General features: G+C 45.2%; 11 protein-coding genes. 3 read left to right on the top strand and 8 right to left on the bottom strand.

Annotated features, from left to right (window positions below; translation table 11 throughout):
- Positions 1–38 precede the first annotated feature (38 nt).
- Positions 39–845 carry an alpha/beta fold hydrolase gene (locus FHS68_RS09090; protein WP_310588526.1) on the top strand — a complete coding sequence of 269 codons (807 nt, stop codon included), beginning with the start codon at positions 39–41 and terminating at the stop codon, positions 843–845.
- Positions 846–859: 14 nt separating this feature from the next.
- Complete coding sequence (locus tag FHS68_RS09085; protein ID WP_167269308.1) at positions 860–2071, top strand: PAS domain-containing sensor histidine kinase; 1212 nt, start codon at positions 860–862, stop codon at positions 2069–2071.
- 56 nt (positions 2072–2127) lie between these two features.
- Here the strand turns inward: FHS68_RS09085 and FHS68_RS09080 are convergent, their stop codons facing one another.
- The 8 genes from FHS68_RS09080 to FHS68_RS09045 form a co-directional block, all read right to left on the bottom strand.
- Positions 2128–3894 carry a glycosyltransferase family 39 protein gene (locus FHS68_RS09080; protein WP_167269306.1) on the bottom strand — a complete coding sequence of 589 codons (1767 nt, stop codon included), beginning with the start codon at positions 3892–3894 and terminating at the stop codon, positions 2128–2130.
- A 38-nt stretch (positions 3895–3932) separates the two neighbouring features.
- Positions 3933–4682 (bottom strand): class I SAM-dependent methyltransferase, encoded by a 750-nt coding sequence (locus FHS68_RS09075; protein WP_229211828.1) that lies wholly within the window; start codon positions 4680–4682, stop codon positions 3933–3935.
- Between the two features lie 382 nt (positions 4683–5064).
- Positions 5065–8268, bottom strand: coding sequence for a histidine kinase dimerization/phosphoacceptor domain -containing protein (locus tag FHS68_RS09070; RefSeq protein WP_167269304.1), 3204 nt, complete (start codon positions 8266–8268; stop codon positions 5065–5067).
- Positions 8269–8359: 91 nt separating this feature from the next.
- Positions 8360–8842: a YybH family protein gene (locus tag FHS68_RS09065; protein ID WP_167269302.1), complete on the bottom strand. Its 483-nt coding sequence runs from the start codon at positions 8840–8842 to the stop codon at positions 8360–8362.
- Positions 8839–9348, bottom strand: a complete 510-nt coding sequence (locus tag FHS68_RS09060) for a YybH family protein (RefSeq protein WP_167269300.1) — start codon at positions 9346–9348, stop codon at positions 8839–8841. Before FHS68_RS09060 ends, FHS68_RS09065 begins: the two co-directional genes overlap by 4 nt.
- A 55-nt stretch (positions 9349–9403) precedes the next feature.
- Positions 9404–9943 (bottom strand): nuclear transport factor 2 family protein, encoded by a 540-nt coding sequence (locus tag FHS68_RS09055; protein WP_167269299.1) that lies wholly within the window; start codon positions 9941–9943, stop codon positions 9404–9406.
- 133 nt (positions 9944–10076) lie between these two features.
- Complete coding sequence (locus FHS68_RS09050; RefSeq protein WP_167269297.1) at positions 10077–10829, bottom strand: tetratricopeptide repeat protein; 753 nt, start codon at positions 10827–10829, stop codon at positions 10077–10079.
- A 185-nt stretch (positions 10830–11014) separates the two neighbouring features.
- On the bottom strand, positions 11015–11752 hold the full coding sequence (locus FHS68_RS09045) for a LytR/AlgR family response regulator transcription factor (protein ID WP_167269295.1): 738 nt from the start codon (positions 11750–11752) through the stop codon (positions 11015–11017).
- A gap of 312 nt (positions 11753–12064) precedes the next feature.
- Between FHS68_RS09045 and FHS68_RS09040 the strand changes: the two genes are divergently transcribed.
- Positions 12065–12952 carry an NmrA family NAD(P)-binding protein gene (locus FHS68_RS09040; RefSeq protein WP_229211827.1) on the top strand — a complete coding sequence of 296 codons (888 nt, stop codon included), beginning with the start codon at positions 12065–12067 and terminating at the stop codon, positions 12950–12952.
- Positions 12953–13664 lie beyond the last annotated feature (712 nt).

Here is a 13664-nt window from a genome sequence, read left to right as displayed (position 1 = left end):
ATTTAAAATTTTGATTGATCACGGCTATCTTTATCGGTATGATGCAGCTGGATGGAGATATTATCAAAAGAAATAACGTCCGCGATTTTGGCCGCGGTAGTAGGCCAATGGTTTTTGCGCACGGCTTCGGCTGTGGTCAGCAGATGTGGCGTTACATTTGGCCGGCTTTTGAAAACGATTTCCGGATTATTCTCTTCGATTATGTTGGAAGCGGAAATTCGGATACCTCAGCATATAATCAGGAGCGGTATGGTAGCCTTACCGGGTACGCCCAGGATGTTCTGGATATCTGTCGGGCGCTCAATTTAAAAGATATAGTATTTGTCGGGCACTCTGTAAGTGGAATGATTGGGCTTTTGGCGTCAATAAAACAGCCGGAGTTTTTTGAAAGTTTGGTACTCATAGGACCATCAGCCCGCTATATCAATGATGATGGCTATGTTGGCGGTTTCGAAAAGACCGATATTGACGAATTGCTTTCAACCATGGAAAAAAACTACATAGGCTGGGCCAATTTTCTGGCGCCGGTTGTTATGCAGAATGTCGACCGCCCTGAGCTGGTGGATGAGCTGGCAGAAAGTTTTTGTTCAACCGATCCGTTGATTGCCAGGCAGTTCGCTCAGGTTACCTTCTTGTCTGATAATCGAAAGGACCTTCACAAGGTGCGCCATCCGTCGCTTATTTTGCAATGCTCACAAGACTTGATCGCACCCAACGAGGTAGGCCAGTATCTTCAGGATCATCTTCCGAACAGTACGCAAAGGGTCATGCAAGCCACAGGTCATTGCCCCCATCTAAGTTCACCTGAAGAAACAATCGGCTTGATGAAGGAATTTTTAGCTTAATTAATCCCAACGCCTTGAATTTATTCGAACGGATACTACAAGATTTGCCATGTGGTTGCATCGTTTTTGAAGACAATGGGAAAATTACGTTCGTCAATCCAACTATCTGTGAGCTGCTGGGATACAACGTTGATGAAATGATTGATTCCGGCATTGAAGTCGTTTTTACAATTTCCAGCCGTATCTTCTACCAGACCCATTTTTTTCCTTTGCTTAAACTCAAAGGTCAGGTCAGCGAAATATTTCTGACCCTGAAACCCAAGACCGGCCCGCCGGTTCCGGTTTTGGTCAATGTTAAATTGAGTGAGGTAAATGGCCTTGTTTCCTATATCGGCATTTTTACCGCTGTTTGGGAAAGGCAAAAGTATGAAGAGGAGCTGCTTCTCGCTAAAAAAGCGCAGCAGAAGGTCCTTGAAGAAAACGATGTTCTGATACAACTCAAAAAACAACTTGAAATCCACCAGCAAGAGCTTGATTCGAAGGTTTCGATGCTGAGGGAACGTACCGATGAATACCTGCAGATAGGTAAAGTGCTTACGCATGACATGCAGGAGCCGATCCGGAAAATCGCGTTTTTTTTCGAAGCATTAGTCGAGCAGAAAGAGATACAACAAAACAGTGAAAATCTGAAAAAAGTAGACATCATTAACAGGTCTGTCACCAGGTTGCGGTTTCTTACCAATGCCTTGTTTGATTTTGTTAATCATAGTTCGTTACGGGAGGAGTTTACTCATTTGGACGTCGGTCAATTGATCCGCAAAGCAGAATTGGATGTGAAGCAATCACTTGGCATAACTGGCTTCACTGTCTTTTTTGAAAGCATCCCCCGATTTTTTGGCGATGCAGCACAAATGAAACGTCTGTTTATTGAGTTAATTAAAAACGCAGTCCAAAACAGAAGTTCACATCAGACACTGGAAATTCAGGTTAATGCAGTTGTAATTGAAGAGAATATCTATCAGGCCAATGCAGGTAAATATCACTATACAGACCACGTAAAATTAGAAATTTGTGATAATGGTATCGGTTTTGAGCGCAAATACGAATCATATGTATTTGGTCTGTTGAATAAGCTCAACAAGAAATCGGACGGTGTTGGACTAGGGCTCACCCTTTGCAAACAGATCGTCTCAAATCATCACGGATCAATCCAGATTCGTTCAAATCCCGAGAATGGTACTTGTGTGACCATTGTTATACCCGTGAACCGAATAAGCTCCTTGTAAGAGCTTATTTAAGGCATTTGAATTTGCAAAAAAGTGGATTGGAAACTTACCTGCGATCAGTAACGGTACGTCTTTCCCTGCAGGTCGAATAAAGTGATTTTTACTCCTCTTGGTTTTGTTAGTATGATTTTATCCGTCTCGGTAGTGTCCAATCGTTGGACGTACTTAGCATCGCGGGGCAGATATAAATTCGTGAGTTGGGCATCCTGAATAGAATAAGGCCAATAGGTCTTTTCTATCTCGTCGTGGAAGTAAAGTTTTCTGGAAGGGTACACAACCGTATCGCCCACTGCATATAACTGCTTGATTTTCTGGGCAGTCACGTAATATGGATTTGGTTGACGAGTAATCGAGAAATAGGTATACTTCGGTGCGCGGTCCTGATAAACATCATTCAGCAATTTTGCTACAAAAAATAACTGAATACAGAGCACAGCCGCTAAGGCTCCGCGGAATGCAAGCGGCAGCCGGGATAACTGCCTGATCATGAACGCAATCAATATTACAGTGTAGGGAAATGAAAAACCGGAATAACGTTGGGTAATCCCATAAGTATGTCCGTTTCTGAACGCCATTACAATCAGAAACAGGGTCGGTACAAATGATAGAATCAGGGTAAATACCAAAAGTGGGGCCGGGAGATCCGCATCTTTACTACCAAGGCTTATGATAAGCAAATATATAAAGGATGGCAGGGCTGCGAGTGCCACGAGTTGTAGATTGGTTACTGAAAAAAATGGTAACCCAGCAATTAACAGAACAGGATATAGCAACGCAACCCATAGAGGCAGCTTTTGTTTCCTCCTGAAAAGATGGAGCATTAATACAGCCGCAGTGCCAAGGAACAATGCCAGCGCCATATTGCGGATCCCAAGCGTTTTGAACTGTCCAAGCCCATTGGAAAAGATAAACAGGTCGGTAAAAAGCGGGAGCGATTTTTGGCTGACGTTCGCTAATGTGGCAGGTAATATCTCTCCATAACCATTATTTGTGGGATTGTTGAGCGCCACGTCTTTGTAAAGCTTCGCCTGATGGGCAAGGGTTTTGAATGTGTAAGATCCCCCGCCATAAATGAACCACAGAGAAACGATACTTATTCCTGCCAAAGTTGTTGCCAGATAGACAATCCATCGCTTGAAAGGCCTTATGTAGAACAGAACGAACAGACCATGACATAAGAAAACGGTCAGCGTAAGGTAATGCGAGAGCAGTGAGAGGGCCAGGATTAATCCATACGCGACAAAATAAGCTGCGGACTTTTTCCCAGCCTTGGTCCTTTCGTAAATGATCAGAAAGACGTGCGTAGCCAGCAATGTTAAGAAAAAGCTCATCGAGTAATTGCGCGCCATGTGACTATACGCCACAAAAAATGGCTCAATGGCGGCTAGAAAAGCACTTAACAATGCGAGGTTGGTTGATTTGAAATGCCTTTTTACAAATATGAAAAGCAGCCCAACAAGAAGCGTACTGGCCAGTACCGAAGGAAAGCGTGCTGAAAAATCGCTCAGGCCGAAAATCTTCATCCAAAGCCATAATACAACATAATAGCTGGGGCTATTGCCAATATCACCCCTTATGTTTGCCTCAATGAAGTCGTCGAGAGACTTTGGTTTCCAGAATTCGGCAGGGGTAAAAGTAGTCTTTGAGGGCGCAAAAAAAACATCTTTCTGGTTCGCGCCTTCCATAACAATCCCCTGAGAAATAACCATTGTATATTTCTCATCCAGGTAAATTCCATGACTGCCAGACTGGTAAACTCTCAGGAAAAAGGCAAAAACTAATATCAGTATGATAAGGATATTTTTCCGAAGTAGTAAAATCATATCATGGTCAATGATTGTTATTTATCCCAAGTTGGCGTTTACTTTCGCTTGCGGCAGGCAATGATGAATTGAGCGGAAAAAATGTGTTTAAGTACCGGGATTTTCTCAAGGAAAGGCTGAAAAAAATAAATGATTTTTGCGGGCGCGGTCGGAAAGAAAAAGGGTACATAACCCACGTATTTCCATTCTACAATCTCCCCGCCAGCATCTTTGATCCAGCGTTTCAATTGCCATTGATAGAATGATTGCTCCTCATGTTCAATATGATACGCAGATGTTTTCTCAATTAGTTTCAAAACCGGATTGTTCCCGTTGGGCTCCATTATGATAACATTATCTGCAAATTTGAAAGCATTTTCAATCGCTTTCTGCTGATCAGTAAGGTGGTGAAGGACGCCGCGTATCACTGCGACATCGTATTTTTTCTCCGGCAATGGCACCGAATCGTCCAGCAGGTTGGTTGTTTTAAAAAGGATTGACGGGTAATTTTTAGTTGCAATCTGAATTGCACTTTCCGCCGGATCAAACCCATGGACTTCGAGATTGGGGAAGTTTTGCTTGATATTATAAGTGTAAGTCCCATCCCCGCAACCAATATCAAGCAATGTTTTATAGTGAGGTTTAATCAATTTGAATATTTCATCCGATATTCTTTTATTGGCGACGTGGGAAGAGAACGTTGCATTTGTCGTGTATAGGAAACCCCCGTTCTCGGCTACATTTTTATTGAATTCCTGTACGTTTTTTTTCAGATTGGCTTCCATAAGATGAATTTTCTGCATGGTCATTCCTGGCCGAACCAGGTTAAGAGCAAGCAATTATTAAAATTAGATTAATTCGTCCAAGAAAGGCATAAACGCTTAAAAAATTAAACGCATCAGTGAATTGCTTGATATAGTTTAGTGATTTAACAATATAATTATAATTTGGATCTATTTTCATCTAAATTTTGGTGAGTTGTTCGAAAACTATGTACCAGCAAGACACGACAGTGCTAGCGGACGTTTTCGTTATTCCATGTTCACGAGGGACAAGTAGAACGGCCTGGTATAAACGTAATACACCGTAATAATTTACGTCCATGATGCGGTGGGCTTGTGGGAGTGAAAATGCTTCAACCATGATTTCTCATCATGGTTCAATCGAATTTTTTGGAGGCTATATGCCGGATCAGTTGATCCGACCATGTGCCGTGGCTGGTCGGTTGAATTGAAGTTTGACTAGCGTCCCTTCCTGGTTTTCGTAAATAATACTACCATCGAGCTGTCGGGTGAGCAGGTCTATCAACTGCGTACCGAAACCCGTTTCTTTGGCTGTTTCCACGGTTATCTTGCCAATACCATTATCGGCCACTTGCAGCAGCAATGAATTATCGCCCAACCGGGTCAGACTTATACGAATAGTGCCGATATCTCTTCCAACGAATGCATATTTTAGAGAGTTAGTCAACAACTCGTTGGTAATCAGTCCGATGGAAATTGCTGTGTCGATGTCCAACATGAGTTCGGGCATGGGGCAATCGATGCTAATGCGGTCGGTCATGCCGAAGGAATGCAGGATACTTTCCGCAAGCTTTGCAAAGTAATCGCGCATTTCTATGGCCCCCAATTGTTCGCCCTGATAAAGTTTTTGGTGAATAATGCTCATACTGAGCACCCGGTTCTGACTGGCCTGGATGGCTTCCAATACTTTGGGGTCGTGGACTTTTGCGGACTGCAATGCGAGCAAACCTGAAACAACTCCCAGATTATTCTTGACCCGGTGATGGACCTCCTTCAGTAAGAGCTCATTCTGGCTGTTTTTCTGCGCGATCTCATCGCGCTGCTGTCTGATCACAACGGCTTCACGCAAGGCCAGTTCGCGGGCTTGTCCCCGCAGTCGGGCTTTCATCAGATACCAAAAACCAAATAACAGCAGCAACGCATAAGTAACATATGCCCAAGGACTCAGCCACCAGGGAGGGCTGATAGCAATCCGAAGGGGTGTTTCCAGTTTGGTCCAGATCCCGTCGCTATTGCGGGCTTTTAAATGAAACAGGTAAGTCCCAGGCCTCAACTGGGCAAAATCGACGGTATGGTTCAGGCCGATATTGACCCACTGCGGCTCTTCATTGGTTGAGGTCAGCGCGTAAGCATACTCTCTATTGTTGACGTTGCGATAATCCAGCAGCGCAAATTTGATTTCAAGGGTATTTTCCATGTATGACAATGCGAGTTCTTTACCCCGCCAGCGATCTTCCGCTAGGGGCTTCATTGCTTTTATTCCGTCGGCATCGAAAGAAGACACCGCCTCCAGCCGGAGTGGCGAAGGAGTTCGCAGGGCGTTTTCAATGAGGGCTGGTGTAAACCGCCGGAGGTTATTCTGGCAGCTAAAATAAACCTCGCCTGTGCCAAGCCGCGCAGCAATGGGCGTGGCGTACGCAGAAGTGCCTACAAACTGCGGAAATGTATTTACTTTCTCTGTTACTGGGTCAATACAGGAAACGACATGGTTCTGATTGAACCAGATTTTGCCGGTTTCATCCATCGTGGCATGCGCGAAATATTCATCCGTAAAACCGTCGGCGATGCCATATTTTTTAAAACGCCCGGTCTTGACGGAAAGCCGCTGCAAAGGAGCACTAAATCCGCTCATAACCCACACATCGCCCTGTTTGTCAATGAGAGGAGCGTAAGTGTAATTTCCAGCAATCCCGTCCGGGTCACCTTGCCGGAGCATAAACCGCTGCACGCGCCGGTCACGTTTGCTTACCCTGCACAGGCCATTGGCGGCTCCGCACACCCAAACGTTATTCTTCGCATCTACAGCAATTTTCTGCAGCAGGTTCGACGCAAGGCTGTTTGGATCTGCAGGGTCATTTTTCCATTGCTCGTAGCGCTTCACAACTCCTGTTTCCAAAGACAGACTGCCCTGTGGAATATGGAAAAGGCCGTATCCCCAGGTCGATATCCACAAGTCACCGTCCTGGTCAAGAACCGAAAATATCGGAGCCTGGATGGTGCCTCCGCTATTCAACCGGACAGGAGTGATGCGCCCTGTTTTTTTATCAAAAATAAACAAACCGTCATCTTCGGAAATCACCAGCAGATAATTACCGGGTAAGAGGCTGGCAGACGTTATGGTTAGCCCGGTCAGCACAAACCTTGCGTCGTTGCGGATGGGATTGTGGTGAATGAGGCCCAAATCTGTACTGATCCAGGTTGAGCCCGACCGATCGCGGCCCGTTGGGTCATGTAGGATGTGCGAGGCCAGCGGGTTGCGGTTACCCAGCTGAGGCATTTGGAGGTTGGGATAGCGTTCCTGGCGGGTATCGAAGAAAAGCGGATTTTTGTCACCGTGACGTACCAACCAAATAAGGCCCTGCCGGTCTTCGTAAAGCGTCTGCAACTCCGTGAGTCGCTCCTCATTTTCGACGGCTACCGGCGTACAGTTCTCTACCAAGGTCCGGTCTGCCGAAATTCTGTAAATGTCGTTCGCGCAACAGAGCCAAAGCCTTCCCGAGCGGTCTTCCAGGATCACTGTTGGATACGGAATGGGTTTTCCGTCAGCAGTACGTGCGTCGAATGCGATAATTTGCCCGGTTTTAGGATTGAACACCCTTAACCCGGTTTGGTTGGGAATACCCATCCAGATCAGTCCCGTTCGGTCTTTACAAAGACTGTTTGAGGAATTGTTACCAACAATGACGTTTGGAATAGGTATGCCCTTTCTGTCCAATGCAGGAAAACAGTGCCATTTTTTGCTGGTCCGGTTGTAGTACTCGAAGCCTACAGTAGTGCTGACATATATGTGGCCGGTTTCGACCACAATAGGCGACAATGGGTTGCCTTGTAACTGCCCCGCCTCGCCTGGCCTTGGTAAAAACCTTACTGTCTGACCTGTTTTAGGGTCGAACTGATTCATACCCCAATCGCTCCCGATCCAGATCTTACCCGATTCATCGCGTTGCAGGAAACGGAGTTTATCGGTCGACAAGCTGGCTTTGTTGGTAGGCACATGGCGAAAATGGGCGACCTTTCCCGTTTGCGGATTATAGGCATTCAGGCCGCCGTCTCGGGTGGTGATCCAAAAATTACCTTTTTCATCCTGGATCATATCGATCACACTGGACGAGGAAAGCGAATTCAAGTCAATAGGATTGGAACGGATGGATACGATCTCGTGGCCGTCGTACCTGTTCAGGCCATTGCTGATGAACCAGAGAAAATCGTCACGGTCGCTGAAAAACTGATTGACGATCAGCTGATTTCGATTAGGTCTCAGCGTCTCTTTGGGCGGCTCATTGAAGTAGAGTACCGTGGATTGTGCCTGCCCCGCGATTGAGGAGGGGTACAATAACAAAATGAGCCACCATTGAACGACGTATTTACCCATGTTGGGACAATCAGTTTCGGTAGCTCACAAGATACAAAAAAGTCGGACCGCCGCCGCGGACGGTCCGACGGCTCGGAGTCCGCCTCCGCGGTTAGGGAGCAGGTGGCGCATCCGCATTCCACATTCCCATAATCGATACCCATTTGCCGTCCGAATTGCGTTTGAGCAGTTCGGCGTAGCGGCCCATGTCGACGACGACTTTCCCGTCGGGCATTTTTATATCCATCTGAAAATGACCCGTTTCCCAGCCCAGGCTGCCATTGCTGCCCGTGCCAATTGTTTTAACCGATACATTGGTGGCACCCGCGTCGATAGTACCTTGCCAGTATTTCAGAATGTTGTCCCGCCCTGTCACGGCGGTTTCGTTGGGAGGGTATAAGGTGGCATCGTCCGTATAGCAGTCCGCAGCAGCTGCTGCATCTTTTGCATTGAGCGCAGCTGCAAAGTCTCTGTTCATCTGGGACAGCTCTTCGGTGGTGGCAGGTTTTTCCTTCACAGTAGAATTGCACCCGGCAAAAAATACCAGTAAAGCACCAGAAGCAGCCAGGATTTTTGTGAAGGAATTGATTTTCATTTAGCCGGAGCGTTTGGGCTTGACATATCTCTGAACATCATCCATTTTCCATCTTCTTTTTTCCAAAGAACGATATATTTATCAACCGCGACTGCCGCATCTTTTACATAAACCGTCACTTCACCTTCTTCTGCTAATAAATCCTCATTACCGAATACTTCTTTTGTTTCAAAATTTAATCTTGTTACTCCTGACTTTATCACAGCTGAAACAGCTGTCTGGATAGCTGCTCTTCCAACGAAAGAAGGCGCTTCGGGAAACATTAGCTTCCCATCTGTAGAGTATAAGCTCGCTACTCCGACGGAATCACCTTTGGCAAAAGAAGCCATAAAGGTTTTGTTGATTTCTTCAATTTCGGTTTTGGCGGCTGCTAAATCGAATTTGGTACCAGCTTGTTCTGCCTCTTTTGGCTTTTCAGTACAGCTTTGAAATACAATTCCTAAAATGAAAAGTGCGACAAATACAGTTTTTTGATTGGGTAAACCTGAAAATGAGGAGGGTTTCATAGTTGAATATGTTTAGTTTAATTGTTTGATTTTATACGCTTTTAATTCAATAGCATTACTTTCTCACTACCGGCGCCGCCGCTGACTCATGGTAAAAAGTCGCTTTCCACTCGTCATTGATTTTAGCAAAAAGCATCGTCCCGGCAACATTATCGTAACTGACTTTTTCGCCGGTCTTCAATATTCCAGCCTGACCGACTAAGAAGGTATAGAGTACAAGCGAGTCGGACAAAACCCGTATCGCCTCCTTTTTGGGAGTAACTTTATAGGTAGCAAGCTGGCTAAAACCATCTGCATTCAATTTTTTGAGTGCATCAAAATTACCGAATGTACCATCTGGATTAACCGCTTGAAAGTCAGTAGTGTTTTCGAAATACGTCATGCATTTCTCGATATCCAAGTTTTCAACATCCTGGAAGAATGCTTTTACGAGATCAGCAATTTCCTTTTCAGTTGCCTGCTTTTGTCCGGAAGTTAGTCCTGGCGTGTCGGTAGCTTTTGTGGCGGTTTCCTTCGCTGGTGCATTGCAACTGGTGATAAACAGGATCAGGGCGGCAAAAGCTGCATAAATTATGGGGAATTGGTTGGTTTTCATTGAGCTTGATTTGGTTTTTTGAGATTCACCGATCGCCGAACCGTAATTGATTCCGTGAGCGTTTCTGGTTTGGGCTTTAAATGAAGCCACCGGGCATTTTATTGCCCGGTGGCGGAGGGTGGACCATCTCCTTTTATTTGATCATAGCCCGTGCTTTATCTGCGCGCTCCTTGGCATCAGCAATGCCCATCGCCGCCGCCTTGTCGTAGTTTTCGGCGGACTTCTTGTATTCCTTATTGTTTAGGTAAAATTCGGCCATGCTGTCGTAGGCATTCGCCTCTTTCGGTGCCAGTTCAATGTACTTTTCCAAAGCTGCTTTGGCTTTATCCATTTCCTTTTTGTTCATATAGAGGTAGCCAATTGTATTATAGGCAGGCGCAAATTTCGGGCTCATTTTAGTTAGTTTTTGGGCATAGTCCAGGGCGGCGTCGACGTTTTTATCAGTGTAAAAGGAATGCAGCGAGGCCCACTCCAGCGCCTGAGGTGTTTTCGGATAAGCCGCTACCAGCGCTTTCATGGTTTCGGCTGACTTTGCACTGGTATCCGCCTTCCAGCTTACGAAAAATTCCCGCATTATTTTCTCAGCCTCGTTTAGCTTGGTCGCGTCCAGGGCGAGCGCTTTGTCAATCACTGCTTGCCTTTCTTTCCTTGGTCCAAACTGCGCCGCATATACGTAAGCCATGAATAAGTTGGGATCGTCGGCCAGGGCTTTGTCGAGTTCTACTTGGCCTTCCTTAAAATGCACATTGGAGTACAATTCCGAAGCCCGGTGCAGCGAAGCGATTGCCGTTTTGTTGGTGGACGATACAGGCAGATAAAAATCCTGCGCTGATGCAAGGTTGAGGCACCCCCATAGGAGCGCAATTACTGAAAATAATGTTTTCATCGGAACGATTGAATGTTTGAATGATAGATCTGGAGAGTTAATCCTTGTTCCAAGCTACCGCCAATACACTTTCATACCAAATGTGTCAGGACGAACAAACTCATTTACTGTCCGAAGGTCGGGGGTTTCTTACCGAAGGAAATACCAGCGCGGGTTGTCTCAGTAGGATGGGAATAATGTGGGCCTTAAATGGTCTGAATTCGTTTCAGCAGTGCATCCCGCAGGTTGTGGCTGAGCGGGATCGACTTACCCTTGACGCCAATATGTGCATCGCCAACCTCGTCGACCTGCGCCAGGTTTACCAGATAGGACCGGTGGACGCGCACGAAAGAGTTTGCGGGAAGTTTGTCTTCCATCACCTTTAGGGTCGTTGTCATCAAATATTCTTTGTTTGTCGTGAAAAGGTGGCAATAATTACGGTCGGCTTCGACATAAAGAATATCAGCTATAAATATCTTGACTATTTTTTCCCGATGCCGCACGAAAATCCGATCGCTCAGCACAGGCGGTGCGACAGGGGCGTCGTTAGAAGTAGGGTGATGTTCGTCGGCCAGGCGGCTGATGGCCAGCTCGATAGCGCGTTGCAATTCAATGGATCGGATCGGCTTGGAGATGAAGGCGTACGGGCGGGTTTTTTTCGCCCGGGCAAAGGTGGCCTCGTCGGTATTGGCGGTGACGTAAATAATTGGAATGTTCCAATGCTGGAGGATTGCATGGGCCGTTTCGATGCCATCCAGCGGGCCTTTGAGGTTGATATCGAGCAGAATCAGGTCGGGACGATCGGTTTCGACGTGCCGGAGGGCTTCTTCACCCCGGGGTACAATCCCGCTCACCTCATAGCCAAGCTTGCTGAGTTGCAGCGCGATGTCGGCGGCGATAATCATGTCATCTTCCACAATGAGCAACTTCACTGCTACATTCATGCTATTTGATTGTCATTTAACATAACTTTAAGAGCCTGTGAAATGGTGTAGTTATGCTGCTTGATGTGAATTTCTTAAAGTATCCACTAAAAAAGTAAAACATTAACAAAACAATTTCACCATCCCATTGATACTTGCTTTTTCGCTAATTTTTTTTGTCGCTTGCAGAATAAATGAACTATTGCAGTCTCGGACTCAACGGAAACTTTGGAATGTCCATTCGGTACTAATGACCAGGTTATTTGAAACAGTATCCTGACCCATGTGTCGCTCCGAAGACCTTTGGAATCCTTTAGTAAAACATAATTCAAAATGATGACAAGTATTTTGGTGATTGGTGCCACTGGAAACGTTGGGGCCGAAGTAATTAAATCCTTGCTTAAACTCAATTTCGGGCTAGAAATATTGGCGGGTGTAAGGGATGTAACAATTAAATATAGTGCGCTGGTCGATCAAAGAATAAGTTTAGTCAGGTTTGACATTACCGACATCTCGTCGTATAAGCCTGCTTTACAAAAATGCGATTTTCTTTTTCTGATGCGGCCTCCGCAAATTTCGGAAGTACCCAAATATTTTGGACCACTGCTAGATATTGCAAAAAGCGTTGGAATCAAACATATTGTATTTCTTTCGGTACAGGGCGTTGAGAAAAGTAAACTCATTCCCCATTATAAAATCGAGAAACTGATTGTGGCTAGTCAGATCCCCTACACATTTCTCAGGGCTGCCTATTTTATGCAAAATTTTTGTACAACATTAAAAAACGATGTTCTGGACAGAAGAAGAATATTTTTACCGGCTGGTAATGCCCGGTTTGCAGTGGTCGATGTTCGTGATGTCGGCCATGTGGCAGCCATTGTCCTCATGAATGCTACTGAACACATCAACAAATCTTATGATCTGACAACCAGTCAATTATTTACGTTCCGGGAGATGGCGGCGAGGCTAACCCGCATTTTAGGAGTCAAAGTACAATATACTTCGCCGGGATTGATAAATTTTTTCCTCACCAAGCGCAGAGAGGGAATTCCAAACCACTTCATACTGGTCATGATCATGTTACATTATTTTCCGCGCTTTCAAAAGCAGCCCAACATATCTGATTGCATCGAATCCATCATCGGAAAGGAGCCTATAACGTTCAACGAGTTTGTTGCAGACCATCGGGTTTTGTTAGGCGGTGTAACCCAATCGCCCTGAAAATCATTAATCAATTAAAGCGAATGAATAAAGCGAAAGTCGCGGCCAAAAGAGTCAAATGTCAGTGTTACCGTTTCAATGGCCTACTCATGGGGACAAGAAATTGCCCGGCGGATGTTGGCTCACAAATAGCACCAAGTATGCCGTTACGAAAAAGCTCCTGCCAAAAGAATCAAAAGTAACCCTGGTTTAGAGACCTAAATATACCCTCGATGTCAAAAAACATCCGACGAAAAAAATCACAAATAAAATAAGGTTCGTAGTCTTGTTTTGCTGAAGCTGTTTCTGAGAAGGAAAAAGCATTCTATAAGTGCCAAGTGTGAAGATAAGCCAACCTGAAATCGTTATAATAAGTGTCCAGTTGGCAATCCAAAAATTATGGTAACGAATTATAGCTAGCCCTCCAATAAATATTACTAAACCATTTAAAACGACAACTGTAGGATCAACTGTTCTCCATATTTTAAAATTAAAATATTCTGATGTCGATATTACCATTAAAATTGGACCCAATAATCCAGCTATTTGCGTTGAGGTATTTTCTAACATTTGCTTTGCTATAAATGGTTAATTACAATATTTTGATGGTCCATTCCGGCCGATTTTAGAATTGTCCCTATATCTGGTAAAATAAAGCAGCTGCACTTCTGCCTTGATGGGATCGGCAAATGAAGCAATAAGTTCCAGCTCTTTATCCAGGTTAGCAAAATAG

Source organism: Dyadobacter arcticus, from assembly GCF_011762185.1.
Classification (GTDB): Bacteria; Bacteroidota; Bacteroidia; order Cytophagales; family Spirosomataceae; genus Dyadobacter; species Dyadobacter arcticus.
The sequence above is the reverse complement of the archived record's forward strand: the minus strand, read 5'-3'. Positions and strand labels throughout refer to the sequence as shown.

Coding starts and splice junctions, on each gene's coding strand:
- FHS68_RS09090 (WP_310588526.1), top strand. CDS start 39: ATGATGCAGCTGGATGGAGATATTATCAAAAGAAATAACGTCCGCGAT.
- FHS68_RS09080 (WP_167269306.1), bottom strand. CDS start 3,894: ATGATTTTACTACTTCGGAAAAATATCCTTATCATACTGATATTAGTT.
- FHS68_RS09075 (WP_229211828.1), bottom strand. CDS start 4,682: ATGACCATGCAGAAAATTCATCTTATGGAAGCCAATCTGAAAAAAAAC.
- FHS68_RS09070 (WP_167269304.1), bottom strand. CDS start 8,268: ATGGGTAAATACGTCGTTCAATGGTGGCTCATTTTGTTATTGTACCCC.
- FHS68_RS09065 (WP_167269302.1), bottom strand. CDS start 8,842: ATGAAAATCAATTCCTTCACAAAAATCCTGGCTGCTTCTGGTGCTTTA.
- FHS68_RS09060 (WP_167269300.1), bottom strand. CDS start 9,348: ATGAAACCCTCCTCATTTTCAGGTTTACCCAATCAAAAAACTGTATTT.
- FHS68_RS09055 (WP_167269299.1), bottom strand. CDS start 9,943: ATGAAAACCAACCAATTCCCCATAATTTATGCAGCTTTTGCCGCCCTG.
- FHS68_RS09050 (WP_167269297.1), bottom strand. CDS start 10,829: ATGAAAACATTATTTTCAGTAATTGCGCTCCTATGGGGGTGCCTCAAC.
- FHS68_RS09045 (WP_167269295.1), bottom strand. CDS start 11,752: ATGAATGTAGCAGTGAAGTTGCTCATTGTGGAAGATGACATGATTATC.
- FHS68_RS09040 (WP_229211827.1), top strand. CDS start 12,065: ATGATGACAAGTATTTTGGTGATTGGTGCCACTGGAAACGTTGGGGCC.